Below are 26,988 nucleotides of genomic sequence, written 5' to 3' on the forward strand. Positions count from 1 at the left end.
TCAATACCTCGACGTCCGTGCAAAGGCCGGCGCACCGATCGGCGCAAACAAGGATATGGCGCTGATGCAGACGGTGTGCAATTACGCGGTCCGCTGGGGCGTCGTCAAGAGCAATCCGTTCGTCGGCATGATGCAGAACACGGCCGAGAAGGATGTCCGGACGGTCGAGCGAGGACAGGTGGTCAAGTTCTATCTATGGGCGCTCCGGCAGGATCAGGCATACCGGACGATGGGCCTCGCCGCGATGTTCTGCTATCTCACGGGTTTTCGTGCGGCCGAAATCCGCCCATTTCATCTCTCTGGCATCACCGACGCTGGCGTGCGTGTCGCGAGCGCGAAGCGCAAGCGCGGCGAGGCCGAAGTCCAGAAGCTGCGTCAGTGGTCGACGCGTCTGCGCGTGGTTGTCGAGCGCGCGAAGCGCGATCGCAAGGTGGCCAGCCTCTTCCTATTCCCCAATCGACGCGGGCAGCCTTATTCGAAAAGCGGCTGGGGATCGGTTTGGCAGGACGCCATGTATGCCTACATCGGGGCATTCGATAAGGCGATTGCTCGCGAGTTCGAAGCGAAGAAGATGCGCGAGGCCGCGCAGCGGATTGCGAACCGAGTGAACAGTCCGATCCGCGGTGGTATGGAGCTGCAGATCACGAACCATCCGGCTTATTTTTCTTTGCTCGATATCAGGCCGACGGCGATCACGGCGAAGCTCGAGCAACGCGATGAAGATGCCTACGATTTTGCAGCTCACGCAAACCCGTCGACTACCCACGCGCACTACGATCGACGCAAGGTCAAGGTCGCGAAAGCTACCGAGTAAATTCCGAAATTGGATTTTCCGTTCCGAATATCGCTATATGGAATCTAGCGGGAAACGTAAGAGACTGAAGGGGAAGGTTTTTTTGGGGTGGCTGATGGGACTCGAACCCACGACGACAGGAATCACAATCCTGGACTCTACCAACTGAGCTACAGCCACCACTGGAACATCTGCTTGGCTCACCGAGAACTGGCTTGCCGATCAAGAAGCGAGATTATACAAACATGATTTGCATTTGCCTAGCCCTTTATTCAAAGATTTCGGCTGGCTCACGCAAGACTGCCTCGCGCAGATGCTGTCTTGCTTCATCAAAAATGGCGAGATCGCGCGCAGCGAGTTTCTTGTTGTCCGACAGCACACGACGCCATCCACGCGCGCCCGCCACACCGCGATAAAGACCCAGCGCATGACGCGTGATCGCGCCAAGGAACGTACCGCGCGCGAGCTCCGCCGCACAGTATTCGATCAGTTTCGCTTCGGCCTGCTCGCGCGTGAGCGCCGGCTCGGCGGACCCATAGAAGCGCGCGTCGACGCCGGCCAGCACATACGGATTGTGATAGGCCTCGCGGCCGAGCATCACGCCGTCGACGTGCTGCAGATGCTGCGCCACTTCATCGAGCGTCTTGATACCGCCGTTGATGATGATCTCGAGCTGTGGAAAATCGCGCTTCAGCTGATAGGCGTAGTCATATTTGAGCGGCGGAATCTCGCGATTCTCCTTTGGACTCAAACCTTTCAGGATTGCGTTGCGCGCATGCACGATGAACACGTCGCAACCCGCGTCGGCGATCGTGCCGACGAAATCGCGCACGTAGCCATACTCTTCAACCGCGTCGACGCCGATCCGATGCTTCACCGTCACCGGCACCGAGACCGCATCGCGCATTGCCTTCACGCAGTCGGCCACGAGTTGCGGCTCGTTCATCAGGCATGCGCCGAATGCGCCGCGCTGCACTCGCTCGGAAGGACAGCCGCAGTTCAGATTGATCTCGTCATAGCCCCACTGCTCGCCCAGTTTTGCTGATCGTGCGAGGTCGTCGGGTTCACTGCCGCCGAGTTGCAGCGCGACCGGCGCTTCGTCCGGCGTGAATGCCAGATGACGCGCAACGTCGCCGTGCAGTAACGCGCCCGTGGTCACCATTTCGGTATACAGCCAGGTATGGCGCGACAGCACGCGATGAAGCGAACGACAATGACGGTCGGTCCAGTCCATCATAGGCGCCACGGAAACGCGGCGAGGACTGGGGGGCAGAGCTGGAGACATGGGAAACGGCCGGCGGCATCAATCAAACCGCGATTTTACCGCAAGCTGGCTCGCCGCCTGGTGCTGCGGGCCGGATTGCCCTGGAATCGCAGCATTTGGGCCTCAAATGACGCCGAAGCCGCCTATTAGGACTGCTCGTAGTGGGGTCTTTGCTGCGGCGAACGATGAAATTTTCTTTACACGCGCCGACCTGACCCCCTTGTCGGCCACGCCTTGCAAGGCACCGGATGATTGTTTCAATCCAGAGAATAGTAATTTCGGATTATGGATACAAATATTCGATAGTAAGGGAATACACTTATTCCATCGACGTTACAGATACACCCCTAGCGGTCCATGTCGCGACGTCTTCCTGAACCCGAAGTCCGAAACGTTTACTGGAGTCATCATGAAGAACAAGCTTCTTGCCGCCCTGCTGGTTGTCGCCTCTGCCTCGATCGCTGCTCCCGCTTTTGCTAGCGGCTACGGCCCGGCACCGTTCTATAGCCCGTCCGTCGGCGCGCCCGCTTCGCAACAAGGCCAAAGCGTGCAAACCGTTGCTGCCGAACGTGCTGCTGAAGACAACAACGCGTACGGCGGTGTGAAGAATAACGCATCGCAAAGCGGTGCGCGTCAGTCGGCTTCGCAATCGGTCTCCGGTAACTAATCGGAACGACGCTGGGCGCTTCACAAGAGCGCCGTGCGTGGACGCCAGATGGTGAGGGCATGTTGCCCGAACCCTCTGGCGTTTTCATTTGTGCGGTCACTTTGTCCGTGGATGCGGCGGCTGCGGGGGAATTCAACCTGCACTGTGGCGATGCCGTTTCGCTCGCGTTGTCATCAACGCATAGGGCGAAGACTGGGCGGAGGCCGCCTGATTCGCCGCCCCGCCCGTGTTCCGCTTTCGCTTACGCGCGGCTAATTGTGCTGCTCGTGGTTGTCATGACCACCGCCTCCACCCCCGTGCTGCTCACCGCCGCCATGCCCGGCTGGCGGTGCCGGATGACCGCCTGCGCCGCCCGCACCGGGTGGTGGTCCTTGATGCTGCCCGCCGCCGGGTGGCGGTCCTTGATGTTGACCTCCTCCGCCTCCCGGTGGTGGCGCCATATGCTGGCCGCCCCCGCCTTGAGGCGGACGCTCAGCTCCATGCGTAGGCGGTGGGTTGCCGTGCTGCGGCGGCGGTCCACCGTGCCCGGGCGGCGGCCCACCGTGTCCGGGTGGCGGTCCACCATGTCCAGGCGGCGGTCCTCCGTGTCCGGGCGGCGGTCCTCCGTGTCCGGGCGGCGGTCCACCATGGCCCGGTGGCGGAGGCGGGTGATGGGCCCAATGCGACTCGTTGTTATACCAGGGGCGCCCACGGTAGTGGCTTCCCCAATACGCGCCAATCGAGAATGTCACGATCGGCAGGCCGATCGCCGTCCCGTAGGTCAGCAACGGTACATTACTGCCCTGATAGGGATAGTTGAGACTGCCCGCGTAGACCCAGCCTCGCAGATCCGGCAGCGCTACATCGCACCATGTGTAGCCGCTCACGCAGCCCATCAACGTGACCGGCTGACCGCCAGGCAACTGGGTCACCACAGGGTAATCGTCTGCAGGACCGGCAAACACGTTGACCGGGGCGTTGGTGTAAGCCTGCGACTGCGCGACAGCCACACCCGGTGACGCCAACAGAACCGCGGCTCCGGCTAGCAATCCACTGACAACTCGTTTTCGCATTGATCCTCCGTCTGGCAAAGCGGTCTTTACATTTTTATTCTGTGGGCGCGCTTCATGGCTGCCCCTCACCGCGCTTCAGCAAGATCCGTTCCCCGAAAAAACGCATGTGGACGGTTAGGGGCAACGCGCGGGCTGACCTCTTCGCGTGACGCAAGCGCAGCCGCGATCACAAGCCACTCAGACGGGTTCGCGCTGTGCAGGTCGGGTTTCCATTACTTTGGATTACCTGAACTCGGCCAATGCTACGTACGTGGATTTTCGTCAGCGTCCGATGCACGCACCATTCACTCAGGATTCCTGTTCAATATAAGATCGAGAAACCCTGCTACGTGTCGCACCAAAGCCACTTCAGCGGCGGCATTGCTCGCAGCCAGCCGTGCATCCGTGAACCCGCAAAGACCGGGCAGGCATGAAGTCGCCCTTCGCTGCGATAGACCCGGTAAGACATGTAAGTGCGTCTGAAATCCGAATCGCCGCCCCGCACCGTACACTGAGTCCTCCTCTTTCCCTGAGAGGAATTGTCTCTCGTCAAACTTGTGGCCCACTTCCCCAAGTGGGCCTTTTTTTGCGCACGCAACAGCAAGTCCGATTGCACACGCCAATCTTCGTAGAGCCGCCCGCCTGCCCTACAATGGCGGGTTAAATAATCCGGTGTGAGGTTGCAACAATGCAATTAAAGACGATGGGAACGACGGCGCTGGCTTTGCTTATGGCGTGTTTCGCGCTGAACGCGAACGCCGAAATGACGGCCCAGCAGTACAAACAATGGGCTCACGCGGACAACAACTCGGTATATGCCGCATACATTACCGGCGCGGTGAACGAACTGGGGTGGGCGAACGGCGATCTGGTCGCGAAGAAACGCCCTCCGCTCTACTGTCCGCCGGAGCAGTTGCCGATCGGCGCACAGACGCTATACCCGCTGCTGGATGAGTTTTTCACCAACCACCCGGGCCTCTCCGACGACTTTCCAGTCGGCCTCGCAATCCTTCGCTCGCTGCAAGCTGCATTCCCGTGCCCGACGACGGGCGGCGGAACCGGTAAGAGCAAGGGCAAGTAACGCGGGCATGGTGCAGAGGGTTGCAACCTCTGCAGAGGCCGCGGCGCGTGCGCCACTACGCAGTTGCGGCCAACTGAAAGCGGCACGCAAATGGGTCGATCAAGCGAATTTTCCGAGCGTCACGCGGTCTACGCGAAAGCGGACCTCACCAGGACGACCAAGGAGGATCGGATGAAACGGATCAAACCCGCCCCGCTCACAACGGTGCATGCCCCTTATCCGGCGGCTTATGCAACTCTCGTGCTTGTCGCTCTGGTAGCAAGTGCCGCGACTGCCGTGCCGGCTCGTGCGCAGTCGGCGCCGAAGGATAGCGGCGCCCCCATGGTGAAGGCACCGGACGCGGCCAGCGCGAGCAACCCCGCCAATCCCGACCATATGCCGGTCAAGCGCCCCGACAAGCCGACCAACGACCGGATGACCCACACGCCGCCCGCCAGCGCGGCCAACGCAAAATAGCGCGGCCAGCGCCGGCAGCAGCGCATATCCGAACGGCGCGCATGACGCGCGCCGAGCCGGTCTCAGACCTTAAAGCCGCGCGATCGAAACCTCCGTCGACTTCACGAGCGCGACCACTTCCGAACCGACCGCGAGTTCGAGTTCGTCGACCGAACGCGTCGTGATCACGGACGTGACGATACCGAACGGTGTATCCACGTCCACCTCGGACACAACCGGCCCGCGGATGATTTCCTTGACCTTGCCTTTGAACTGATTACGTACGTTGATAGCGGAAATGCTCATATCGGGTGACTCCAGTGAATCGATAAGAAACGAAAAAGGCAAGGCATGTCAAACAGCCCAACGGACTTCCGTCGGCCGCACGAGGCGGTCGTCGTGATGCGCACCGGCACGAGGCGCCAATGCGTGATGCGCCAACGCGTCGTCGTTCGGCGATGTCTTCAGCACGCGTTGCAACACATGTTCTTCCAGCGCCGCAAAACCCGCGGATGCGCGCGCCCGGGGCCGGGCAAGCGGCACCGGCTGATCGAGCGCAATACGCCCTTCTTCGATCAGCAGAATCCGGTCGCCGAGTGCCACGGCTTCATGCACGTCGTGCGTCACGAGCAGCGCGGTAAAACGATGTTCGCGCCACAGCCGTTCGATCAACGCATGCATTTCGATGCGCGTCAGCGCGTCGAGCGCACCGAGCGGTTCATCGAGCAACAACAATTGCGGCCGGTGCACCAGCGCACGCGCGAGCGCCACCCGCTGACGCTGGCCGCCCGACAACTGTGCGGGCCAGTCGTTGGCGCGTTCCAGCAAGCCCACTTCAGCCAGCACCGCACGCGCATCTTCGCGGGCCCCGCGTCCGAGACCGAGCATCACGTTTTGCAACACGCTCTTCCAGGGCAGCAGGCGCGCGTCCTGAAACATGATGCGGGTATCGAGCGGCTCGCCGTCCTCGGTGCGCTTTTCGAGCACACCGGCGCTCGGCTGTTCGAGTCCGGCCACGAGCCGCAACAAGGTGGACTTGCCGCAGCCGCTGCGTCCGACGATCGCCACGAAACTGCCCCGCTCGATGGACAGATTGAAATCGCTCAGCACCGTGCGGTCGCCGTATTGCTTGCCGACGCCGCGCAACTCGACCGAGTGATCCGCGCTGCGCTGTGCGTCGCGCACTAGCGCGGCGGCGCCCGGCGAACGCGGGTCGCATCCGGCATCGCGCAGTTGCAGCGCAGCGTCGAGCAACGTGGCGTCACGTTCGAGCGACGCGGCTTCGGTAGCGTCGTGATCGAGCGTGCGCGGCTGAGCCAGTTCCGCTTCGAGATCGACGCCAGAGACGCCGCCGAAACTCGTCGACAAGGTTGTCGCACTCATACTTTTGCTCCTCGTTGATAGGCGGGATGCCAGCGCAGCGAGACGCGCTCGAGGCTCTTCGCCAGCAGATCGGCAAGCTTGCCGAGCCCCGCGTACAGCAGGATGCCGACCACCACTACATCGGTTTGCAGGAATTCGCGGGCGTTCATCGTCATATAGCCGATGCCCGACTGCGCAGAGATCGTTTCCGCAACGATCAGCGTGACCCACATCAGCCCGAACGCAAAGCGCACGCCGACCAGAATCGACGGCAACGCGCCCGGCAGAATCACGTCCCAGTACAGGCGAAAGCCCTTGACGCCGTAGCTGCGCGCCATTTCGACCAGATTCGCGTCGACCGAACGGATGCCGTGAAACGTATTCACGTAGATCGGAAAAAACACACCCAGCGCCACCAGAAACACCTTCGCTTCTTCTTCGATCCCGAACCAGAGGATCACGAGCGGGATCATCGCCAGCGCGGGAATATTGCGCACCATCTGCACGGTCGAGTCGAGCGCAACCTCAATGGGCCTGAACAAGCCGGTCGCCAGCCCCAGTACGAGACCGATGCTGCCGCCCACCGCAAACCCCGACACCGCGCGCCAGGTGCTGACCTTGACGTCGGCCGACATTTCGCCCGACTGGATCAGGGACCACGCCGCCTTCACCACCGCGAGCGGTTCGGGCAGCACGCGCGTCGACAGGATGCCGCTGCGCGCGGCGAACTCCCACGCGAGCAGGATTACCAGCGGCGCAATCCACGGCGCAAGGTGGCCGCCGAAACGCCGGATCAAACTTTCGCTTTTACTGGATCGAGCCATGATCGCTTACTCCACTCTTTCTCATTACGTGTGCTGCGGCCGGCGAGGCGCAGGTGCGCGCGCCGTCAGCTTTGACTCACCGCGGCAGCCGGCAACTGATCGACGCCGACGACCTCGCCGAACGGTCCCGACAGCGGCCCACTCGAACTCTTGCGCAAACGGTTCGGCAGCAGCGGAAACACCAGTTCAGCGAAACGGTACGACTCTTCCAGGTGCGGATAGCCGGACAAAATGAACGTCTCGATGCCGAGTTCCTCGTATTCCTTCATCCGTGCAACGATCTGTTCCGGACTCCCGACGAGTGCCGTGCCCGCCCCGCCGCGCACGAGCCCCACGCCGGCCCACAGATTCGGCGACACCTCGAGCTGCTCGCGGCCACCACGCTTGCCGCCATGCAACGCGGACATGCGGCGTTGGCCTTCCGAATCCATCTTCGCGAACGAGGCCTGGGCGCGCTCGACGGTTTCGTCGTCGAGCTTGCTGATCAGCTTGTCGGCGGCGGCCCATGCTTCTTCTTCGGTTTCGCGCACGATCACGTGCAGCCGGATGCCGAACGAAATCTTGCGGCCGTGTTCCGCGGCCCGCGCACGAATGTCGGCCACCTTCTGTGCGACCGCTGCAGGCGGTTCGCCCCACGTGAGATACGTGTCGATGTGTTCGCCGGTGATTTCATGCGCAGCCGGCGAGGAGCCGCCAAACCACAGCGGCGGATGCGGATCTTGCACCGGCGGATACAACACCTTGCCGCCCTTCGAGGTGAGATGCTTGCCCTCGAAATCGATCGAATCCTTGGTGTGCGAGGCCGTCAGCACATCGCGCCAGATGTGCAGGAATTCATCGGTGATTTCGTAGCGCGTGTCGTGATCGACGAACACGCCGTCGCCTTCCAGTTCATTCGGCGCACCGCCCGTCACCACGTTGATCAGGAGGCGGCCGCCCGACAGGCGGTCGAAGGTCGCGGCCATGCGCGCTGCGAGTTGCGGTGACGACAGGCCCGGGCGAATCGCGACCAGGAATTTCAGCCGGCGCGTCACCGCAATCAGCGAAGACGCCACCACCCATGCGTCTTCGCAAGAGCGGCCGGTCGGCAGCAGGACACCGTCGTAGCCGAGCGTGTCGGCGGCGATGGCAACCTGCTGGAAGTAGTCGAAATCGGCTGCGCGTGCGCCTTGGGACGTACCGAGGTAGCGGCTATCGCCGTGAGTCGGGATGAACCAGAACACATTCATTTGCTGCTCCTGCTTGTTCGAGACTGGATTGATGAAGAGGCGCGAAGGCCGGAGCGCGCGCGTCACCACTCCGGCAACGCGGGCACAGCCGCTCAGCCAGGCTTACGGTGACGCACGGACTGCAACACCCGCCCGCCGCACGAATAGATCGGGAAAACGCGTCGTCAGCGTGGACAACAAGGCTGACAGCGCGTGCGCGCCGCAGCGGGGATGGCGAAGATCGGCTTGAAACAGGACATCGCGACAGCTTCCCTTGACGAAACCTGCGCCGCACCGGCGCACGGTAAGTGGGCGACGGCAGCAATGCCGTCTACATGGAGAAACAGTCTATGGATCGGACCCAGGCTTTTGAACGATTTTTTTTAGCTTAGGTTTTCCACTTTCGTGATTAGCCCGACGCTTTAGCATACGACGGGGTGCCGGAAATCGCCCAAGCCGTCTATATAATGACGCGACTTTCGATAATCCGGCCCGGGCAGCACTTGCTGCGCCCCCGTGCCCTTGGCGTTGCATTGCATGCAAAAAATTATTCTGCCGTTCGTGTCAGGCTTTCTGGCGTCCCTGTTTTTTCATGAATCGACGCTCGGGCTGCTGCACGCCGCCGGGCTGATCGACCCGGCGGGATTCTCCACCGCGCCGTTCCTACCGCTGGGACTGCCGGAGTTCATCGCGAATGCAATCTGGGGCGCCGTGTGGGCGGTGCTGATGGCGTGGCTCTTGCGCGTCTCGCCCGAGCGCCGCGCGCCGTGGATTCAGGCATTCGTGTTTGGCGGAATTGCGCTGACGGCGGCCAGCGTGTTCGTGGTCGATCCGCTGCGCGGTATCTGGCCGAGCGGCAACATGTTGCCGCGCCTCGCGGTCGGCTTTGCGGCCAACGCCATGTGGGGCTGGGGCGCCTTGGTGTTCATGCGCGCCTTCATGGCGCTGGATGACGGTGAATAGGCAGCGAATAGCCGGTATGTAGCCGGTATGTAGCCGGCAAACTGGCGGCAGGCAAGCCGGCGGCAGGGGCTTGACCCTGCCCTCGCCCTGGCCTTTAACCCTGCAAGTCGCGCAGCGGGTGTTCCGCGAGCGTCCACGGGCTCTCGAACATTTTCGCCACGTCGTCCGCGCGCACGTCTTCGATACGGGCGAAGCGCCAGTTGGGCGCGTTGTCCTTGTCGATGATCCTTGCGCGAATCCCTTCGACCACGTCGCCGTGCTCGAAGCTCGTGCGCGTCAGATCCAGGTCGCGGCGCAGCACATCTGCCATGGTTGCCTCGGCACGCGTCACGACTTCAAGCGATACCGCCATCGACAGCGGCGAGCGCTCGCGCAGCACGCCGACCGTCTGCTCGGCCCACTCGGCGGCCTCGCAGTCGCGTTCCGCATCGAGCGAAGCCAGAATCTGCGGCATATCCGGCAACGCAAAGTGCCGGTCGATCAGGGCGCGGGTGTCCGCCAGCGAAGACGTATCCGGCGTGGGTACCACCTTGTGCGCCGCGGTCTCGCGCGCGATGCACTCCACCACTTGCGAGCCGCGCTCGAACCCCTCGCGGCGCAGCGTATCGATGAGCGCAGGCAGCGCCGCATCGTCGATGTAGGCATCGGCAAGACCTGCGTACAGCGCATCGGCCGCGCCGATCGTCTCGCCGGTCACTGCCAGGTAACGCCCCAGCGCGCCCGGCGTGCGCGCCAGAAACCAGCCCGCCCCCACGTCGGGAAAGAGCCCGATGCGCGTTTCCGGCATCGCCATGCGGGTCGAACCGGTGACGACTCGCAGACCGCCCGTGCGATGCGCGCCTTGCGAAATGCCCATACCACCGCCCATCACCACGCCGTTCATCAGCGCAATGTAAGGCTTCGGGTACGTGAAGATGGTGTGATTGAGCCGGTATTCCTCAGTGAAAAAGGTGTCCCGTGCCGCCTCGTCGCCACGCTGAACCGACTCGTACAAGAAGCGGATATCGCCGCCCGCGCAAAACGCCCGCGCATGCTGGCTGCGCACCACCACCGCAAGCACGTCGGGGTCTTCGCGCCAGATTTCGAGCGCGGCGTGCATGGCGCGGATCATGCCGGTCGATAACGCGTTCAGCGCTTTGGGCCGCTCCAGTTCAATGAAGCCGATGCGGTTGGCAATGTACGTGTTGATTTCGTCGCTAAGAACTGGCGATGCAGGAGTTGACATGACGGAACGGGTGAAGAAGCGGAGTCGGTTGGAAGGCTGAACGTTATCACGCGCCGGAGGCTTTCGGCTTGCGCTGCGCACGTGAAGGGTGCGCTGAAGGTGCCCCTCCCGGCGCAGATTCAGAAGCGGCTGGCGGCGCCGCTGGGGTGTCCTGCGCCCGACTGCGCGGGCCGAACCATGCGTCCAGAGCAACGTCAACGATCGTGTCGAGCGGTGCCGTGGGAAACACCGGGCAGGTGAGATTGAGCGCCACGATGCCGTGCAGCGTCGCCCAGAAGGCTTCGGCCAGGACCTCGCCTGCCGCTGAAGCCGGCAAACGCCCTTGCGCCTTCAGTTCTTCGAGCGCGCTCACCATCAGACGCATGGCCGCGTCGCCGGACTCGTGACCGGCGGCGGGATTGATGGCGATGGCTTTGCCGGAATGTGCGGTTGAGTTTCCGGCAGCAGCCTCCCCTGAGCCGTGGCCAGCGGTTTCGTCAGCGCTCCCCTCGCTTGCCTCAGCCGAGCCGGCGAGCGCCGCGACCATATAGGTCGGATCTTCCATAAAGATCAGACGATAGGTCTGCGGATGCGCCACGCCAAACGCAACGTACGCCCGAGCCAGCCCCTTCAGCCGCTCAGCCGGATCGGCGATCTGCGCAAGCGGCTCGAAGGTGCTCAAAAGCTGCGCATACCCCTGCGCGCACAGCGCCCGCGCGATCTCGTCGCGGCTCGCAAAGTGCAGATACAGCGTAGCGGGCGAATATTCGATGGCGTCGGCAATCTTGCGCATCGACAGCGCGGCGAATCCTTCGCGCACCACGATACGCCGCGCCGCATCCAGGATGCGTCCGCGCAAGGCCTGCTTCTGGCGAGTCTTTCGTTCAGTAATTCCCATGCCCTGAATTCTCCGGTTGACAAACTGAAAAGTCAAATTAAACTGAACACTGTTTACTGAACAATGTTCATAAAATATTTCGACGTCAGCACCGGAGTTCGCAGAGTCACCCACCAGGCGGCGCGTGCTGCGCCTCTCGTACACATTGAAGGAGTGGTCATGCAAGACACAGGGAAAGTGGGACTGTTCGGCGCCGCCGGCGCGACCGGCCGCAGCATCACCGCCGCGCTGAGCGCCGCCGGGAGGGATTATCGGGTCGTCGGACGCACGCGTGCGCCGCTCGAAGCGTCGTTCGGCGCTGATCCACACGCTGAAATCGTCACGTGGAATCCGGACGACCCCGCCTCCATTGCAGCCGCCGCAAGGGGATTACAGACGGCCGTGTATCTGGTCGGCGTGCCGTACGACCAGTTCCAGACCCACCCGCCGTTGATCGAAAAAACGCTCGCGGGTCTGACCGCTGCGGGGGTCGAAAGACTGATCCTGATCGGCACCGTCTATCCGTACGGCCGCGCGCGTAGCAACCCGGTGACCGAAGCCCATCCACGCGAGCCGCATACGTTCAAAGGCCAGATGCGCCTTGAACAGGAGAGCCGCGTGCTCGACGCGCACGGTCGCCACGGACTTTCCACGCTCGTGCTGCGTCTACCTGATTTCTATGGCCCCAGCATAGAGCGTAGTCTCCTGCACGGCGTATTCGAAGGCGCGGCGCGCGGCACACGTGCGCAGATGATCGGCCCGATCGACGTGCCGCATGAGTTCGTGTTCGTGCCGGATGTCGGGCCGGTGGTCGAAACGCTCACGCGCACGCCCGAGGCGTACGGCCGCTGGCTGCATCTGGCCGGGTCCGGCACGATCACGCAGCGCGAAATCGTCACCAGGGCTTATGCGCTGGCGGGGCGCGAGCCCAAACTGATGGTCGCGGGCAAGCCGATGCTGCGCGTGCTCGGCCTCTTCAATCCGATCGTGCGGGAACTGGTGGAGATGAACTACCTGATGACCGAGCCGCTCGTCCTCGACGATACCGCGCTGCGGGCGCTGATTGGCCCGATCAGGAAGACGTCATATGACGAGGGTATCCGGCAGTCGTTTGCAGCTGCACGGCAGGCGCTGCAGGTAGTGCCGTGAATGAATGAAGGGCTTAGGGCGCCCTCAGGCGCGCCGCCACCCCCCGGCTATCACAAGCCGACGACGTTGCCTGGTGGAAAATGCCCGCTCTTCAGCAGCACAGGGGTGCCATTGCTGATCTGCAGATGTTCGCGGGCAACGGCCTCGATATGTCCGCGCCCGGCGTCGAACGCGCGCATCCAGCCTTCGCGGTCCTCGGAGCAGGCGCCGAAATGATCTTCGAGCGCTTCGACCGAGATGGCGCACGGCACCGTTTCGCCGTCCACCAGCGCCCGGAACACAACTGTCAGATTGGAGTCGCGGTAAGCGGGTGCATCCGCGGGAAACCGAATTTCCATGGTCGCCTCATCAGAAGAATCCGTCGAAGAATCTGCCGCCGGCACGGGGTGGCGCGACGAGATTCCTATCGCGCATATGGTACTCGCGCAGGGGTACGCCGGTCCACCCTGCGGCGTCACCGGTTGTCACGCCGAACGGCGCTCCACGCGCCCACGTATGGGCGGACAAGCAACAGTCGCGACGCGCCACCGTCAGGCGTTCGCGAGCAGCTGGTCGATGTACGCGCGCGCCGCCTGCTCGACGTGTTCGAGCGCGTCATCCTCCGTGGCGAAGCGATGTTCGCTGCCGAGGTCCAGCAACGTCTCGATGCGATGAGGATCGTCAGGCCCGCGCTGCGACAGACTCACCGACCCTACGTAAATGCCATCCGGGCCGCCAGCCTGCGCCGCCGGCTCGTATGTGGCGACAAGACGCGCGGCCGCGCTGATGTAATACCCGCGGTATGGACCGCTCACACGTTCTGCCATGTTCGTTCTCCTCTTGTAACGCGTCTCGCCTCGCGACTATCGGAGCGAGCGCGGCATGCATTCAAACCAGTCGCGTGCCTGACAGGTATAAGTCGCATCCAGAGGCGATAAGTTCGTTTCAAAAAAAACGCACTTGCTACACTCGACGCGGTCGAACTGCGGATCAGGCACGTCCCGTGCATGCGCGAACGCGAACTCGAGGCCTGCAATATGGGAAAATATTTTTTGCAGAACAGCGAAGTACCCGAACCGGATGCGGCCAACGAGTGGTTCGCCTATGCGGGCAACCACGGCATCGATATTCCGCGAGCCATCAGCATCTGGGAAGATGCGGCGACCGCAAATGGTGACGAAAGCCGCCGCATTGTCGGCAATGCCGGAATCAGCATCGACCCGGACCTCTCATAGCCAGGCGGCCTGGGTTGGCCGCAATCTTCCGGTGACCGTGAGGCTACCGCTTGAGCCCCCGCTCTCAAACCCGCTTAAACCAAGCAAAGGAAACACCATGAAGTGTCTTACGTGGCGCTTTCGCCCGCGATCGCAGTCATTCAATCCAGCCGGCGAGGCCGCAGCGACCCATGCGTTCTCACGCGCGATCGCCCGCACAGCCGCCCTGCCCGCCGTTGCGCTGATCGCTGTCGGCTTGAGCGCATGCGCGTCGTCGAATACGACTTCGTTGATCAACCTGCCGAACGGCCAGACCGGTTTCGCGGTGAACTGCAGCGGCGCGGATGCCGGCTCGAGTTGGGCCTCATGCTACGTGCAAGCAGGCAAGGCATGTGGCGCGACGGGCTACGACATCGTCTCGAAGGATAACGACGAAGGCGGTGCTGCAGGCGGTAGCGTGACCAACGTCGTCTCGGCGAACGTAAAGAACCGCTCGATGATCATTCGCTGCAAGTAAGCCTCAGCAGGCCCAGAGTGCGTGACGAAGTCAGTGCGCCTGCATCTTCGAGAACAGGTTGAGCACCACCACGCCTGAGACGATCAACCCCAGCCCGATCACCGCGGGCAGGTCGGGCACCTGGCGATACAGCACGACGGCAACGAGGCTGATCAGCACGATGCCCACGCCCGACCAGATTGCATAGACGATGCCGACCGGAATGCTTCGAAGCGTAAGCGACAGACAGTAGAACGCGATGCCGTAACCCATCACGACGATCAGGGCGGGCCACCACCGCGAGAAGCCCTCCGACGCGCGCAGTGCGGAGGTGGCAATCACTTCGGCAACAATAGCGATGGCGAGTAATGCATACGGAGGCAAACGCATTGCTTCAGGCCTTTGCAAGCGCGAGCTTGCTGTAGTCCTGACCGAGATGCGCGCACAGCGCTTCGACGACGAGTTCGTGGTCGAAGCGTTGCGGCAAACCCGACACCGTAATCGAGCCGATCACGCCTGCGCCAGCCACCGTCAGTGGGAAGGCTCCGCCATGCGAGGCGTATTCGGCAAGTTGCAAGCCGTGTTTTTCCGCGAGCGTGCTGCCAGACTGCTGCATGCGCAGACCGATTGCGTAAGAACTGCGCCGGAAGTGAGCAACAGTGTTGCCCTTGCGGCGCGCCCAATCGACGTTATCCGGCGTGGCGCCAGCGAGCAGGCTGAAGAACAGCGGCTGACCGAAGGTGCGCACGTCGATGGCGATCGCCAGAGCACGGGCCTTGCCGATCTCGTGCAGATACGCACCGATTTGCCATGCGCGGTCCGCATCGAAATGGGGGAATACCAGGGCATTTTCCTGAGCGACAATCGACTGCAGATCGTGAACGATATCCATGGCGGAAGAAGAATCGACGAAGAGAGAAAGGCGCTCCAGCAACCACGAAGATCGCAACGGAGAAGGGATAGCGGATTCTAGCGCAGCGACCCGCAACACCGGCGTATCGACAGACCGACAAGCCCTTACCCGTGCAGGCCTATGCCGCCGATGAAGTCCATTCTTAAAAAGCTATTGCACGCCGACGTGATTCGTCCTATAATCTTTTCTTCGACGGACGCGGGGTGGAGCAGTCTGGCAGCTCGTCGGGCTCATAACCCGAAGGTCGTAGGTTCAAATCCTACCCCCGCAACCAAGTAGCGACAAAGCAACCGGGTTGACGTCGAACACAACATCAAAGGCTTGCCAAACCGGCAGGCCTTTTTTGTTTTTGCCTTGTTTTCGCCACCTAAAAATCCTCCACCACCGAAAAGAGCGCCGAGACGCCCGCCACGCTCAAAATCAAACGGTTACTCGACAGCAGCGCAAACAACAACTGGTCCGAGAACAGAGACGTGGCCAGTCCGCACAGCGGGAAAACGCAGATGCCGATGGAAAAATCCGCCGCGGTCGCCTTGCAAAAAAGTGCCTTCAGCGGATGCACCCTTCTGGCCGAGCGCCTTCCAACCTGCCGGCGCCGTTTGACATAGCGGCCCGCCGACCAGACTACCGCTACAACATAGGAAAAGTCATCGACCCAATTTCCATCAATATGTAGTCCAAACAAATCCATAGCGACTTGGCTGTACGTCCGCTCAGGCTTCTCAGACGATATTGAACACTTTAAGCGAGGCGGCTCCCGCGCCGATCACAGCGCCAATCGTATGCATGTCGACCGACCTGTCGATCCAGCCAAAGAAAATGCTGGCTGTGAGCGCACCGACGCCCGCAAAATTGACGATGATTCGCAGGCGATAGAAGATGTTCTTTTTACGCATGATGTTTTTCTACTCCCGTGCTCCCGTGAAATTTCTCACGAGGTAAATCGAGTAGCAATCCTAACGCAATCGTCCGTGCATCGCTTAGAGAAATCTGCTGAACTGGCTGTTCGGCCAGGCAAACAGCGCCCTTCTCCCACTCACCTCCGGCATGCCCTCGCCTCGGCAGCGCAGCAAGCTCTTCGAAATTCGTCCCGGTGATAAACTTCTGTCACCACTCTTTGTCCCCTTCCTATGAAATTCTGTTCCGTCTGCGGCCACGCGGTCAGCCTGAGCATTCCGCCGGGAGACAATCGCGAGCGTTTCGTCTGCGCCAGTTGCGGTACTGTGCACTATCAGAATCCGCGCAACGTGGTCGGCACCGTTCCGGTCTGGGACGACAAGGTGCTGTTGTGCCGCCGCGCCATCGAACCGCGCTATGGCTACTGGACCCTGCCCGCGGGTTTCATGGAAATGGGTGAAACGACGGCCGAAGCGGCGTCGCGCGAAACGCTGGAGGAAGCCGGCGCGCGCGTCGAAGTGCAGAGTCTGTTCTCGCTGCTCAACGTGCCGCACGTGCATCAGGTCCATCTGTTCTATATGGCACGGCTGCTCGATCTCGACATCGAAGCCGGCGAAGAAAGTCTCGAAGTGCGTCTGTTCGAGGAACATGAGATTCCGTGGGACGACATCGCCTTTCCGACCGTCGGCCAGACCCTGCGGTTTTTCTTCGCGGACCGTCAGTCCGGCAGCTACGGCCTGCATACCGGCGACATCTTCCGTTCGCTGCGCGAAGGCTGAGCGGCGCGCGCATGGTTCCCTGGCTCGGACCCGATGATCCGTTCCCCTCAGTCGAGCGCGCGCTCGGCGCGGCCAGTGGCGCGCCCGGTCTGCTTGCCGCGAGCGCCGACCTGCTGCCGGCGCGCCTGATCGACGCTTACCGGCGCGGCATCTTCCCGTGGTATTCCGACGGCCAGCCGGTGCTCTGGTGGAGCCCCGACCCGCGCATGATCCTGCGCCCTGCCGAATTCAAGGTGGCGCCGTCGCTGCGCAAAACCCTCAAGCGGGTCTTGCGTGACGACGCATGGGAAATCCGCGTCGATCACGACTTCGCCAGCGTGATGCGCGCCTGCGCGCAGGCGCCGCGGCACGGGCAGCGCGGCACCTGGATCACCGCCGACGTCGTCGAGGCCTATACGTCGCTGCATCGGGCGGGCGATGCGCACAGCATCGAAACATGGTTCGAGGGCGAGCGCGTGGGCGGCTTGTACGGCGTGTCGTTCGGCCGGATGTTCTTCGGCGAATCCATGTTCGCCGATGTCACCGACGCGTCAAAAATCGCGCTGTCCGCGCTCGTCGGACACTTGCGACGTCACAAAATAGAAATGATAGACTGCCAGCAGAACACGTCGCATCTGGCGTCGCTGGGCGGTCGCGAGATAGCGCGCAAGGCGTTCATCGCGCATGTCCGTGCGTCTGTCGATGCCGCGTCCATTCCCTGGCGCTTCGACAAGACAGCCCTGCTCGATGTCGTCGCGCCCGCGGCGTAGCGGGCAAATCCAGGCCCGCTTGTCCGTCGGGCCGGATTTGCCATACCCCAAGACGCTTCGAGAGCTGCCAACGTGACGCACCCCAACGAGCTGCCGCTTTCACCCCTTTCAGCGCTGCAATTCTATGCAACGGCGCCCTATCCCTGCAGTTATCTGGAGGGTCGTGTCGCACGCTCGCAGGTCGCCACCCCCAGTCACCTGATCAACTCCGACGTCTACACCGACCTCGTCAAAGCCGGCTTCCGGCGCTCCGGCGTGTTCACCTACCGCCCTTACTGCGACGGCTGCCGGGCCTGCGTGCCGGTGCGCGTGCCGGTGGACCGGTTCGAGCCGAACCGGACCCAGCGCAAGGTGTGGAAGAAGCACGGCGGCCTGATCGCAACGGTCGCGCCGCTTCACTACGACGAAGAGCATTACGCGCTCTACATGCGCTATCAGTCGGCGCGCCACGCCGGCGGCGGCATGGATCGCGACAGCCGTGACCAGTACGAACAGTTCCTCCTGCAAAGCCGGATCAACTCGCGCCTCGTCGAATTTCGCGAGCCGCTCGCCGGGCATCCGCAGGCGCCAGGCATCCTGCGCATGATCAGCATGATCGACATCCTCGGCGACGGGCTGTCGTCGGTCTATACCTTCTTCGAGCCGGATCTGCCGCACAGCAGCTTCGGGACCTACAACATCTACTGGCAAATCGAGCAGGCGCGCAGCCTGCGGCTACCTTACGTCTATCTGGGCTACTGGATCCGCGAGAGCCAGAAGATGGCGTACAAGGCCAATTTCCGGCCGCTCGAAGGGCTGGTGGACGCGCACTGGAAAGTGCTCGATCTGCAAAACCTCGATCTCACGCCTGTCGACGCCGCCATTCACGGCCGGCGCAGCGCCGTGCGACTGGGGTGACAGCCAGACGCTCGAAGCGCCAGCCGTCTCGCCCCCTCGCCGTCGGGCTCGCGCTCGACCATCCGGCGGACTCCACCCGCCTCCACGCCCTGCCGTCTCGTTAAAGCCGGTAAAATGGCGGGTTCTCATTTTTAGCCGCCGGCTTGCCCTCCGTGTTCAGTTCCCTTTATCCGCTCGTACGCGCCCAACTCTTTCGCATGGACGCGGAAGACGCCCACCATCTGACGCTGCGCCTGCTCGGCGCGGCCGGCCGGACCGGCATCGCGGGCGCGCTTGCGCCGCGCGTGCCCGACGCGCCGCGCACCGTGATGGGGCTGAGCTTCCGCAACCCGGTGGGGCTGGCCGCCGGGCTCGACAAGGACGGCGCGTGCATCGACGGACTGGCGGCGCTCGGCTTCGGCTTTATCGAAGTCGGCACGGTGACGCCGCGCGCGCAACCGGGCAATCCGCGGCCGCGCATGTTCCGGCTGCCGCAGGCGAACGCCGTCATCAACCGGATGGGTTTTAACAACGCCGGGGTCGACCAGTTCGTCAAGAACGTGCAGGCCGCGCGCTATCGCGGCATTCTGGGCCTGAACATCGGCAAGAACGCCGATACGCCGATCGAACGCGCCGCCGAAGACTATCTGTACTGTCTCGAACGGGTGTATCCGTTTGCGAGCTACGTGACGGTCAATATTTCATCGCCGAACACGAAGAATCTGCGTCAGTTGCAAGGCGCCGGCGAACTCGACGCGCTGCTCGCGGCACTCAAGGACAAACAGCAGCGTCTCGCCGACCTGCATGGCAAGCTCGTGCCGCTCGCCCTGAAAATCGCCCCGGACCTCGACGACGAGCAGATCAAGTCGATCGGCGACACGCTGTTGCGCCACCGCTTCGAAGGCGTGATCGCCACCAACACGACACTGTCGCGTACCGCCGTGGCCGGCCTGCCGCACGCCGAAGAAGCCGGCGGCCTGTCGGGCAAGCCGGTCTTCGACGCGTCCAACGAAGTGATTCGCAAGCTGCGCGCCGAACTCGGCGACACCGTGCCGATCATCGGGGTCGGCGGCATCTTTTCAGGCGCGGATGCCCGTGCCAAACTGGCCGCGGGCGCGGCGCTGGTGCAGCTCTATACCGGCTTCATCTACCGCGGCCCGGAGCTGGTGGCCGAATGCGCGCAGGCGCTGACCTGAGCCCCACGGTCGCGAGACAGGCTCAGTTCCCTTTATGCGCCGGGGAATATAGACATAAACAAACAGTATTTAAGTGCTGATAGTCTGCCTTGCTATGCTTCCGGCTATTCAAACCGCCCGTCACGGGCACAACAACAAGCTCGCATAAGGAATACGATGAAATCTGGCTTGCTGAAAAAAATCCTGGTGGCCGGCCTGATCGGCGCTTCGTTCACCGCCGTGGCCGCCCATGCCGACGACCTGCTCGACCAGGTCAAGCAGCGCGGCACGCTGCGTATCGGTCTGGAAGGCACCTTCCCGCCGTTCGATTCGAAGGCGCCTTCGGGTGAACTGGTCGGCTACGACGTGGATATCGCCAAGGCGGTTGCCGCGAAGCTCGGCGTGAAGCCGGAGTTCGTGACGACTGAATGGAGCGGCATCATCGCCGGTCTGCAAGCCGGCAAGTTCGACGTGATCGTCAACCAGGTCGGCATCACCGACGCGCGCAAGCAGGTACTCGATTTCTCGCCCGCCTACACCTACTCGGCGGCACAGCTCATCCAGCGCAAGGACGATTCGCGCCAGTTCAAGTCGCTGGACGATCTGAAGGGCAAGAAGCTCGGCGTCGGTCTGGGCACGAACTACATGGACATGGCGAAGTCGGTGCCGGGGATCGACGTGAAGACCTATCCGGGCGCGCCCGAGTATCTGGCCGATCTGTCCGCCGGACGTCTGGACGCCGCGCTCAACGACCGTCTGATGCTCGCTTATCTGCTGAAGACCTCGCCGCTGCCGCTGCGTACCGGTGCGATCGTCGGTGACGGCAATCCGTCGGGCATTCCGTTCAAGAAGGGCAATCCGAAGTTCGCCAAGGCGATCAGCGACGCCATGACCCAGCTCGAAGCGGACGGCACGTTCACCAAGATCTCCGACCAGTGGTTCGGTATTGACGTGACGAAGCCGATCAGCAAGTAATTCCGCCGGCGGCGTATCGAAAGGCGGCATCGTCACGATGCCGCCTTTTTCTTTTGCCCGGGACCCGTGCGCCATGCCACGGCGCGTCATTCATCACACCACAGCGGGCCGTCCGCTTTTGCGACTCCTGTTTCAGGACCCGTTTATGATGTGCGCTTTGCTGCGCATAACACTCACCGCCCATGTCCACCACCTCCCTGCTCATCCAATCGCTCCCGGTGCTCGCGCAGGGCGCTGCCCTGACGGTCAAGTTTGCGATCCTGTCGATGATCTTCGGCCTGCTCGCAGCCAGCGTGCTCGCCGTGATGGGGATCAGCCACAACCGCGTGCTGAACTGGATCGCGCGTGTCTATGTGAGCCTGATGCGCGGCACGCCGCTGCTGGTGCAGATCTTCGTGATCTATTACGGCTTGCCGAGCCTCGGCGTGTCGCTCAATCCCACGCCCGCGGGAGTGATCGCGCTGTCGGCCAACGTCGCGGCGTATCTGTCGGAGAGCATGCGCGGCGCGATCCTCGGCATCGACAAAGGCCAGTGGCTGGCCGCCTACAGTCTCGGCCTCTCGCGTGCGCAGACGCTGCGTTACGTGATTGCACCGCAGGCACTGCGCATTGCCGTGCCGAGTCTGTCGAACAGTCTCATCAGCCTGATCAAGGACACCTCGCTCGTGTCGGTGATCACGGTGACTGAACTCTTGCGCAGCGCGCAGGAAGTGATTGCGTCCACGTATCAGCCGCTGCCCTTATATCTGGCGGCCGCCGCCGTCTACTGGATTCTGTGCCAGGTGCTCGAATGGGCCCAGCACTGGTACGAACAGCGCCTCTCGCTACCGACCCGGCACTGAGGCATCCGCGGCGCTCAAGGGCGCTCTGCCGGCCGCGCGTCCCTGCGCGGCCGGCGCCCATCACCATCAGCGCAGGAAGTCCCGCTCAGCGTGCCGCCAGCGGCTGATCGAGCCGGGCGCCGAAGCGGTTGAAGCGCGGCTCGTAGAAATGATCCGGGTCCAGCGAAAACGCGACGCGGCGCGTGCGCCCCATCAACTCCTTGCGCGGAAAGAAGCCGAAGTAGCGCGAATCCGCGCTGTTATCGCGATTGTCGCCAAGCATCAGATATTCGTCTTGCGGCACGATCACCGGTCCGAACGAGCTGCGCGGGCTCGGCGACTCCGGCGACAGGCGCACCGTATGCGTGACGCCGTCGAAACGTTCGGTCAGGTAATCGCCCGGCGAAGCGGCATCGTCCGGCAGCGGCCCGATCTTCAACGGCTGATAGTCCGCGCGCCGCCCGTTCACATACAGCACGTTGTCACGCATCGCGACGCTGTCGCCCGGCAGGCCGATCAGCCGCTTGACGATCAGCTCATGCGCGGCGGACGAATCAATCGTCACGATGTCGCCGCGCTGCGGATCGTGCAGATGCGCAATGGCGATATGCGTAAGCGGCACACGCAAGTCATAGGCCATCTTGTCGACGAGGATGCGGTCGCCCTCGCGAATGGTCGGCAGCATCGAGCCGCTCGGCACCACGTTCCAGTCGGCAATCGCGCTGCGAAACAACACCATCAGGAACAGAAAGGCCACGAGACTCTTGTTGTCGCGCCACAATTTTCCAAGTATGCGCATTGAAGAAAGGCTCCTGCAGAAGGTAATCGAAAGCTTGGGCGCCGCCACCATGGCGCGTCCGCGCAGATCGTACCACTCCGCCATGCATCGGACACGGCGTGTGGATGAGCCCTTTTTTCCGTCGCGAGGCGGGTCATGCGGCCCCACGTCCTGCCCTCATTCGCCTTTGAAGCGCAGGCCAAGCGCGGCTCGCGCGGCGTCGGCCATGGCGATCATCTGCACCGAGTGGGAGTGCGGCATCAGCGGACTCTCCCGCTCGCCCGCGCGAATCAGCTCGCAGAAATGCGCGGTCTCATAGTTGAGGCCGCCGCCTTCGAATGGTTCGTCGAGTTCGACGATGCGCCCGTCCGTATAGCGGATCGTCGCGTGCGCCGGGTTCCACCAGTTCTCGCGGATCGTCACATGACCGCCCGGCGCCATCAGCAGCGCGTCGCCCTTGCCATGCAGATCGAGTCCGCAGAACAGTTGCGACACGCCATGCTCGTGCTGGCTGTTGAGACTCGCGAAGGTATCGACGCCGGTTGCACCGAGTCGTCCGAAGGTCTGCACGTCGAGCGGCGCGCCAAGCCAGTCGACGGCGAGAAACATCTCGTAGATGCCGATATCGAGCAATGCACCGCCCGCGTGTTCGAAGGAAAACGACGGATGGTCCGCCGGCACGTTCGCCACCGAACAGCCCGCTCGCACCAGACCGACCTGGCCGATCGGATCCCTCGCGAGATGGGCGCGCAAGGCGCGATAGAGCGGATAGAACGGCGGCTTCATTGCCTCCATGAAGAGGCGTTGCGCGTGGCGCGCGGCCGCCAGCACGCGTTCGAGCTGGGCCTGATTGATGGTGGCCGGCTTCTCGCACAGCACATGCAGACCCGCTTCGAGCGCGGCGCTCGCATAGTCGGCGTGACTGTCCTGATGGGTGGCAATGTAGAGCGCATCGATACCGCTTGCGAGCAGTTCGGCGAAGCTCGCGCAGACCTTGCCACCGAATTCCTGGGTGAACGCCGCAGCCGGTTCGGCACGGCGCGACCACACCGCGTCGAGTTGCGCCGCCGGAACGTGCGCGAGTCCCTGCGCGAAGCGGCGCGCAATCCGGCCGGTGCCCACGATGCCCCAGTGAATGATGGTGTCGCTCATCGTCCGTTCTCTCCAGTCGGTCTCCCGCGCCGCGCGCAAGGCACCCGGCATCAGGGAGACACATCAAAAAGAGAAAGACGATATCACGCAGCCGGCGCAGCCCTCACTCGTGGCCTTGTGGCTCGATCGACAAGGCCCGCTGGATCTCCTCGGCCGTGTAGTCGATCATCGCAATCGAGGCCGCTTCGGCTTCCTTGGGATCGCGCCGCTCGATGGCCTCGACGACCCGGGCATGATTGCGCATCACCGCTTCCCAGCCGCCTTCACGCGCCGTGACGATCGGATTGATCGCCGTCAACGCGCCGCGAATGATCGCCACCATCTGCTGGAAGAACTGATTACCGCTGGCGAGCACGATCCGCGTATGCAACAGCTCGTCACCGGCCTGGTAATTCGCATCTCCAGGCTGGCTCGTGCGGAACATGTCGAACGCCTCGCGAATGCCCGCGATGTCCGCAGCCGTACCCCGCGTCGCAGCCTGGGCGCAGGCACGCGGCTCGATCAACGCACGGAACTCGATGACGTCGCGCAGAAAGTTCGGATCCGGTTTCGCGCGAAAACGCCAGCTCACGACGTCTTCGTCGATCATGCGCCAGTCGCGCATGGCCCTGATACGCGTGCCGATCTTCGGGCGCACATCCAGCATGTGACGCGCGAGCAGCATCGATAACGCTTCGCGCATCACCGTGCGGCTCACGTCGAATTCCTTCGAGAGCACATCCTGCGGCGGCAGCACGGCGCCGTACTTCTCTTCGACGATACCCGTGACCAGCCCGTCCATCACCTTGCTCACGAGTGAGCGATCTTTGTTTCCCTGATCCATGACACATTCTCCCCGCTGCGGTGTTATCCCCCGCGTAGCCTGTTAATCAAACGGCCCTCAGTGTGTGTCTTTTTTGTGCTTTTATCGTTATTAATCGATACGTTGCAAGCTTAGAAACAGATGCGCCAGTTGGGAAACGTCCTAACAGGGTTATCCCTCTGAAGAATTGTTTCGTTCATGTAACGTGCCGTGCAGCCTTGCGTTGCAAGCTTGCGTGATAAGCGTGCGGGAGATGAAAATGTTGCATCGTGCGAAGACGCACGTAACGCGTTGAATTGGCGTATCTGCAACAGGCTTTGTCGGATGGCATGCAAGCTCGGCAACTTTAATCGCCTCCAATGAGAGCGTGAGACTTTCAACAGCGGTCCATCGCAACTGAAGCATAGCGCCCGCCAAAGAAAACGAGAGGCGCCTGTTCGTCGAGCGAGAACACCAGCACCTCGCCAATGAACAGCGTGTGGTCGCCGCACGGATGGCGATCCACTACGCGCGCCGCGAAGCGCGCCACCGCATGCTCGAGCAGCACGACATCAGGCAGTCCGGCCACGCCGGCAAAACGCGGTGCCAACGACGCCTGCTCGTCGCCGGCAAAGTGGCGGCTGTGCGACTCCTGCTCGTCCGACAGCACGCTCACGCCGAACAGGCGGCTCTCCATCAGGCGCTCGTGCATGCGCGCCCGGTGCCCCACCGAGACGACAATCAGCGGCGGCTTGAGCGAGCCGGACATGAAGGCATTCGCCGTCATGGCATGAAGACGCTCGCCGCTGCCGGTGGAGATCACCACGACGCCGGTGGCAAAGCGCCCCAGCGCGCGCCGGAAGCAGCGCTCGTCGAAGACCCCCGCGGCCTCGCCCTGCGCATGCTGTGTCGCGACCGGCGCGGCCGGCGCGGCCGCCTCACTGACTGGAAAGGCCCTGGCATTCATCGCGACTCCCCTGGGTGCGGCCATATTGATCGTCGAAGCGCACGATGTCGTCCTCGCCGAGATAGCCTCCCGATTGAACTTCGATGATTTCGAGCGGCGTCTTGCCCGGATTCTCGAGCCGGTGCGTGACGCCGAGCGGAATGTAGGTCGACTGGTTCTCCGATAGCAAGAAGCTCTCCTCACCACGCGTCACGCGCGCCGTGCCGCGTACCACGACCCAATGCTCGGCGCGATGGTGATGCATCTGCAACGACAGGCGGCCGCCCGGCTTCACGACGATCCGCTTGACCTGGAAGCGCTCGCCGCGGTCAATCGAATCGTAAAAGCCCCACGGACGCTGCACCTTGCGATGCTCCTGCGCCTCCGTGCTGCGCGTCGCCTTGAGCTTGCCGACAATGGCCCTGACATCCTGCACGCGGTCCTTCGCAGCAACCAGCACCGCATCCGCCGTCTCGACCACCACCACGTCCGTCAAGCCGACGCACGCCACCAGGCGGCCCTCCGAATGCGCAAAGCTGCCGGTCGAGCCCTCGAACAGCACGCGTCCGCGCGCCACGTTGCCGGCCGCGTCCTTATCGCAAACCTGCCACACCGAGTCCCACGCGCCGACGTCGGACCAGCCCGCGGCCAGCGGTACCACGACCCCGTGCAAGCCCGCGTCCGGGCCGATGTGTTCCATCACGGCATAGTCGATCGAATCGGACGGACTCGCGGCGAAGGCGGCGCGCTCGAGGTGGAGCGTGCCGTGGCTGCCGGTCGAGGCATCACGAAAGGCCGCTTCGCACGCCGCACTGATGGCCGGCTGCCACAGCGCCACGGCGCGCAGCCAGACCGATGCCCGCACCACAAAAATGCCGCTGTTCCAGCAAAAGTCGCCGCTTGCGACGTAGCGCTCGGCAAGCTCGCGCCCGGGCTTTTCGACGAAGCATTCGATCACGCGCGCGCCCTCGCCTCCGGCAGGCGCACCGGCGCGGATATAGCCAAAGCCGGTTTCGGGGCGTTCGGGCGGCACGCCGAGCGCCACAATCGCGCCCGCCGCAGCGTGAGCGACGGCCTGTTCGAGGGCCTTGACGAACGCGGCGCGGTCCTTGATCACGTGATCAGCGGGCATCACTGCGAGCACCGGGTCGTCGCCCTCGGCCGCGTCCTCACGCGCGGCGAGCGCCGCAATGGTCAGCGCCGGCGCGGTATTGCGCGCGACCGGCTCCAGCACGATGCGGGCGGCTCCGGGGCAACGCTGAAGCTGTTCGACGGTCTGCAGCCGCAATTCCTCACCGCATACGACGAGCGGCGCCGCGCGAACAAAACTGGCGGCGTCGCGCTCTTCGGCAACCTGCGCGAACAATTCCGCACAACGCTGCAAGGTCGCCTCGAGCAGGCTCTCTTCACCCATCAGACCGATCAGCTGCTTCGGGCAGTGCTCGCGCGACAACGGCCATAGCCGCGTGCCCGAACCTCCCGCGAGGATCACCGGGACCACGGTCCGGCAGGCGCGCGAAATGGCCGCAGCGGGCGTCGCGCCCTCGAGCAGCGCGCTTGCCGTCGTCACAGCGGCAGGTAAGACAATATCGTTCATGC

At 63.0% G+C, this 26,988-nt stretch carries 33 protein-coding genes, 2 tRNA genes and 1 pseudogene; 15 read left to right on the forward strand and 21 right to left on the reverse strand.

Going from position 1 to position 26,988, the window contains the following annotated elements; all coding sequences use genetic code 11:
- A partial coding sequence (locus tag VGH41_RS12915) for a hypothetical protein (RefSeq protein WP_331597844.1) occupies window positions 1-814 on the forward strand: 814 nt, incomplete at its 5' end.
- A gap of 83 nt (window positions 815-897) precedes the next feature.
- Here the strand turns inward: VGH41_RS12915 and VGH41_RS12920 are convergent.
- Together VGH41_RS12920 and dusA are read right to left on the reverse strand one after the other, a co-directional pair.
- Window positions 898-973: transfer RNA gene (locus VGH41_RS12920), tRNA-His, on the reverse strand.
- Between the two features lie 88 nt (window positions 974-1,061).
- A complete protein-coding gene (gene dusA, locus VGH41_RS12925; protein WP_331597845.1) occupies window positions 1,062-2,078 on the reverse strand; it encodes a tRNA dihydrouridine(20/20a) synthase DusA in 1,017 nt (338 codons plus the stop codon).
- Window positions 2,079-2,466: 388 nt separating this feature from the next.
- Here dusA and VGH41_RS12930 point away from each other — a divergent pair, with 388 nt between their 5' ends.
- On the forward strand, window positions 2,467-2,724 hold the full coding sequence (locus VGH41_RS12930; protein WP_331597846.1) for a hypothetical protein: 258 nt from the start codon (window positions 2,467-2,469) through the stop codon (window positions 2,722-2,724).
- 241 nt (window positions 2,725-2,965) lie between these two features.
- On the opposite strand, the gene VGH41_RS12935 is transcribed toward VGH41_RS12930, so the two are convergent.
- A complete protein-coding gene (locus VGH41_RS12935; RefSeq protein WP_331597914.1) occupies window positions 2,966-3,352 on the reverse strand; it encodes a hypothetical protein in 387 nt (128 codons plus the stop codon).
- 181 nt (window positions 3,353-3,533) lie between these two features.
- Window positions 3,534-3,776: pseudogene (locus VGH41_RS12940) on the reverse strand (SH3 domain-containing protein); the annotation flags it as partial.
- A gap of 667 nt (window positions 3,777-4,443) precedes the next feature.
- On the opposite strand from VGH41_RS12940, the gene VGH41_RS12945 reads away from it, so the two are divergent.
- Window positions 4,444-4,836: a hypothetical protein gene (locus tag VGH41_RS12945; protein ID WP_331597847.1), complete on the forward strand. Its 393-nt coding sequence runs from the start codon at window positions 4,444-4,446 to the stop codon at window positions 4,834-4,836.
- Between the two features lie 171 nt (window positions 4,837-5,007).
- Window positions 5,008-5,292, forward strand: coding sequence for a hypothetical protein (locus VGH41_RS12950; RefSeq protein WP_331597848.1), 285 nt, complete (start codon window positions 5,008-5,010; stop codon window positions 5,290-5,292).
- A gap of 69 nt (window positions 5,293-5,361) precedes the next feature.
- On the opposite strand, the gene VGH41_RS12955 is transcribed toward VGH41_RS12950, so the two are convergent.
- The 4 genes from VGH41_RS12955 to ssuD all read right to left on the reverse strand — a co-directional run bounded on the left by VGH41_RS12955 (window position 5,362) and on the right by ssuD (window position 8,686).
- Window positions 5,362-5,577 carry a molybdopterin-binding protein gene (locus VGH41_RS12955; RefSeq protein WP_331597849.1) on the reverse strand — a complete coding sequence of 72 codons (216 nt, stop codon included), beginning with the start codon at window positions 5,575-5,577 and terminating at the stop codon, window positions 5,362-5,364.
- Window positions 5,578-5,625: 48 nt separating this feature from the next.
- Window positions 5,626-6,654, reverse strand: coding sequence for an ATP-binding cassette domain-containing protein (locus VGH41_RS12960; RefSeq protein WP_331597850.1), 1,029 nt, complete (start codon window positions 6,652-6,654; stop codon window positions 5,626-5,628).
- Window positions 6,651-7,457, reverse strand: coding sequence for an aliphatic sulfonate ABC transporter permease SsuC (gene ssuC, locus VGH41_RS12965; RefSeq protein ID WP_331597851.1), 807 nt, complete (start codon window positions 7,455-7,457; stop codon window positions 6,651-6,653). The genes VGH41_RS12960 and ssuC overlap by 4 nt, the downstream gene beginning before the upstream one ends.
- A 65-nt stretch (window positions 7,458-7,522) precedes the next feature.
- Window positions 7,523-8,686 carry an FMNH2-dependent alkanesulfonate monooxygenase gene (ssuD, locus tag VGH41_RS12970; RefSeq protein ID WP_331597852.1) on the reverse strand — a complete coding sequence of 388 codons (1,164 nt, stop codon included), beginning with the start codon at window positions 8,684-8,686 and terminating at the stop codon, window positions 7,523-7,525.
- Window positions 8,687-9,202: 516 nt separating this feature from the next.
- Here ssuD and VGH41_RS12975 point away from each other — a divergent pair.
- Window positions 9,203-9,628 (forward strand): hypothetical protein, encoded by a 426-nt coding sequence (locus VGH41_RS12975; protein ID WP_331597853.1) that lies wholly within the window; start codon window positions 9,203-9,205, stop codon window positions 9,626-9,628.
- A gap of 94 nt (window positions 9,629-9,722) precedes the next feature.
- On the opposite strand, the gene VGH41_RS12980 is transcribed toward VGH41_RS12975, so the two are convergent.
- Together VGH41_RS12980 and VGH41_RS12985 are read right to left on the reverse strand one after the other, a co-directional pair.
- Window positions 9,723-10,853, reverse strand: coding sequence for an enoyl-CoA hydratase/isomerase family protein (locus VGH41_RS12980; RefSeq protein ID WP_331597854.1), 1,131 nt, complete (start codon window positions 10,851-10,853; stop codon window positions 9,723-9,725).
- Between the two features lie 46 nt (window positions 10,854-10,899).
- The gene (locus VGH41_RS12985) at window positions 10,900-11,730 is read right to left on the reverse strand and encodes a TetR/AcrR family transcriptional regulator (protein WP_331597910.1); all 831 of its coding nucleotides are present in this window, start codon (window positions 11,728-11,730) and stop codon (window positions 10,900-10,902) included.
- A gap of 159 nt (window positions 11,731-11,889) precedes the next feature.
- On the opposite strand from VGH41_RS12985, the gene VGH41_RS12990 reads away from it, so the two are divergent.
- The gene (locus VGH41_RS12990) at window positions 11,890-12,858 is read left to right on the forward strand and encodes an NAD-dependent epimerase/dehydratase family protein (protein WP_331597855.1); all 969 of its coding nucleotides are present in this window, start codon (window positions 11,890-11,892) and stop codon (window positions 12,856-12,858) included.
- A 50-nt stretch (window positions 12,859-12,908) separates the two neighbouring features.
- On the opposite strand, the gene VGH41_RS12995 is transcribed toward VGH41_RS12990, so the two are convergent.
- Window positions 12,909-13,196 carry a DUF1488 domain-containing protein gene (locus VGH41_RS12995; RefSeq protein ID WP_331597856.1) on the reverse strand — a complete coding sequence of 96 codons (288 nt, stop codon included), beginning with the start codon at window positions 13,194-13,196 and terminating at the stop codon, window positions 12,909-12,911.
- Window positions 13,197-13,388: 192 nt separating this feature from the next.
- A complete protein-coding gene (locus VGH41_RS13000) occupies window positions 13,389-13,664 on the reverse strand; it encodes a hypothetical protein (protein WP_331597857.1) in 276 nt (91 codons plus the stop codon).
- Window positions 13,665-13,874: 210 nt separating this feature from the next.
- Between VGH41_RS13000 and VGH41_RS13005 the strand changes: the two genes are divergently transcribed.
- On the forward strand, window positions 13,875-14,072 hold the full coding sequence (locus VGH41_RS13005; protein ID WP_331597911.1) for a hypothetical protein: 198 nt from the start codon (window positions 13,875-13,877) through the stop codon (window positions 14,070-14,072).
- Window positions 14,073-14,169: 97 nt separating this feature from the next.
- On the forward strand, window positions 14,170-14,568 hold the full coding sequence (locus tag VGH41_RS13010) for a hypothetical protein (RefSeq protein WP_331597858.1): 399 nt from the start codon (window positions 14,170-14,172) through the stop codon (window positions 14,566-14,568).
- Between the two features lie 30 nt (window positions 14,569-14,598).
- Here VGH41_RS13010 and VGH41_RS13015 read toward each other — a convergent pair whose 3' ends face one another.
- Window positions 14,599-14,931, reverse strand: coding sequence for a DMT family transporter (locus VGH41_RS13015; protein WP_414696647.1), 333 nt, complete (start codon window positions 14,929-14,931; stop codon window positions 14,599-14,601).
- Window positions 14,932-14,941: 10 nt separating this feature from the next.
- The gene (locus VGH41_RS13020) at window positions 14,942-15,439 is read right to left on the reverse strand and encodes a heme-degrading domain-containing protein (RefSeq protein ID WP_331597860.1); all 498 of its coding nucleotides are present in this window, start codon (window positions 15,437-15,439) and stop codon (window positions 14,942-14,944) included.
- Between the two features lie 218 nt (window positions 15,440-15,657).
- Here VGH41_RS13020 and VGH41_RS13025 point away from each other — a divergent pair.
- A tRNA-Met gene (locus tag VGH41_RS13025) sits at window positions 15,658-15,734 on the forward strand.
- Between the two features lie 93 nt (window positions 15,735-15,827).
- Here the strand turns inward: VGH41_RS13025 and VGH41_RS13030 are convergent.
- Window positions 15,828-16,151, reverse strand: coding sequence for a hypothetical protein (locus VGH41_RS13030; RefSeq protein ID WP_331597861.1), 324 nt, complete (start codon window positions 16,149-16,151; stop codon window positions 15,828-15,830).
- A 31-nt stretch (window positions 16,152-16,182) separates the two neighbouring features.
- Window positions 16,183-16,356 (reverse strand): hypothetical protein, encoded by a 174-nt coding sequence (locus tag VGH41_RS13035; RefSeq protein WP_331597862.1) that lies wholly within the window; start codon window positions 16,354-16,356, stop codon window positions 16,183-16,185.
- Window positions 16,357-16,590: 234 nt separating this feature from the next.
- Here VGH41_RS13035 and VGH41_RS13040 point away from each other — a divergent pair, with 234 nt between their 5' ends.
- From VGH41_RS13040 to VGH41_RS13065, 6 genes are all read left to right on the forward strand, one after another.
- Complete coding sequence (locus VGH41_RS13040) at window positions 16,591-17,136, forward strand: NUDIX hydrolase (RefSeq protein ID WP_331597863.1); 546 nt, start codon at window positions 16,591-16,593, stop codon at window positions 17,134-17,136.
- 11 nt (window positions 17,137-17,147) lie between these two features.
- Entirely contained in the window at window positions 17,148-17,885 is a 738-nt protein-coding gene (gene aat, locus VGH41_RS13045; RefSeq protein ID WP_331597864.1) for a leucyl/phenylalanyl-tRNA--protein transferase, read from the forward strand.
- A 72-nt stretch (window positions 17,886-17,957) separates the two neighbouring features.
- Window positions 17,958-18,782, forward strand: a complete 825-nt coding sequence (locus tag VGH41_RS13050; protein ID WP_331597865.1) for an arginyltransferase — start codon at window positions 17,958-17,960, stop codon at window positions 18,780-18,782.
- Window positions 18,783-18,934: 152 nt separating this feature from the next.
- Window positions 18,935-19,957, forward strand: coding sequence for a quinone-dependent dihydroorotate dehydrogenase (locus VGH41_RS13055; RefSeq protein ID WP_331597866.1), 1,023 nt, complete (start codon window positions 18,935-18,937; stop codon window positions 19,955-19,957).
- A gap of 156 nt (window positions 19,958-20,113) precedes the next feature.
- Window positions 20,114-20,911, forward strand: coding sequence for a transporter substrate-binding domain-containing protein (locus VGH41_RS13060; RefSeq protein ID WP_331597867.1), 798 nt, complete (start codon window positions 20,114-20,116; stop codon window positions 20,909-20,911).
- A gap of 182 nt (window positions 20,912-21,093) precedes the next feature.
- Window positions 21,094-21,753, forward strand: a complete 660-nt coding sequence (locus VGH41_RS13065) for an amino acid ABC transporter permease (protein WP_331597868.1) — start codon at window positions 21,094-21,096, stop codon at window positions 21,751-21,753.
- Window positions 21,754-21,838: 85 nt separating this feature from the next.
- Here VGH41_RS13065 and lepB read toward each other — a convergent pair whose 3' ends face one another.
- From lepB to VGH41_RS13090, 5 genes are all read right to left on the reverse strand, one after another.
- A complete protein-coding gene (gene lepB, locus VGH41_RS13070; protein ID WP_331597869.1) occupies window positions 21,839-22,531 on the reverse strand; it encodes a signal peptidase I in 693 nt (230 codons plus the stop codon).
- Window positions 22,532-22,687: 156 nt separating this feature from the next.
- Window positions 22,688-23,662 carry a Gfo/Idh/MocA family oxidoreductase gene (locus VGH41_RS13075; RefSeq protein ID WP_331597870.1) on the reverse strand — a complete coding sequence of 325 codons (975 nt, stop codon included), beginning with the start codon at window positions 23,660-23,662 and terminating at the stop codon, window positions 22,688-22,690.
- A gap of 103 nt (window positions 23,663-23,765) precedes the next feature.
- The gene (locus VGH41_RS13080) at window positions 23,766-24,485 is read right to left on the reverse strand and encodes a FadR/GntR family transcriptional regulator (protein WP_331597871.1); all 720 of its coding nucleotides are present in this window, start codon (window positions 24,483-24,485) and stop codon (window positions 23,766-23,768) included.
- A 355-nt stretch (window positions 24,486-24,840) separates the two neighbouring features.
- The gene (locus VGH41_RS13085) at window positions 24,841-25,410 is read right to left on the reverse strand and encodes a flavin reductase family protein (RefSeq protein ID WP_331597872.1); all 570 of its coding nucleotides are present in this window, start codon (window positions 25,408-25,410) and stop codon (window positions 24,841-24,843) included.
- On the reverse strand, window positions 25,382-26,986 hold the full coding sequence (locus VGH41_RS13090) for a mannose-1-phosphate guanylyltransferase/mannose-6-phosphate isomerase (RefSeq protein ID WP_331597873.1): 1,605 nt from the start codon (window positions 26,984-26,986) through the stop codon (window positions 25,382-25,384). The genes VGH41_RS13085 and VGH41_RS13090 overlap by 29 nt, the downstream gene beginning before the upstream one ends.
- Window positions 26,987-26,988 lie beyond the last annotated feature (2 nt).

Origin of the sequence: Paraburkholderia sp. (assembly GCF_036488795.1) — a bacterium.
Taxonomy (GTDB): Bacteria; Pseudomonadota; Gammaproteobacteria; order Burkholderiales; family Burkholderiaceae; genus Paraburkholderia.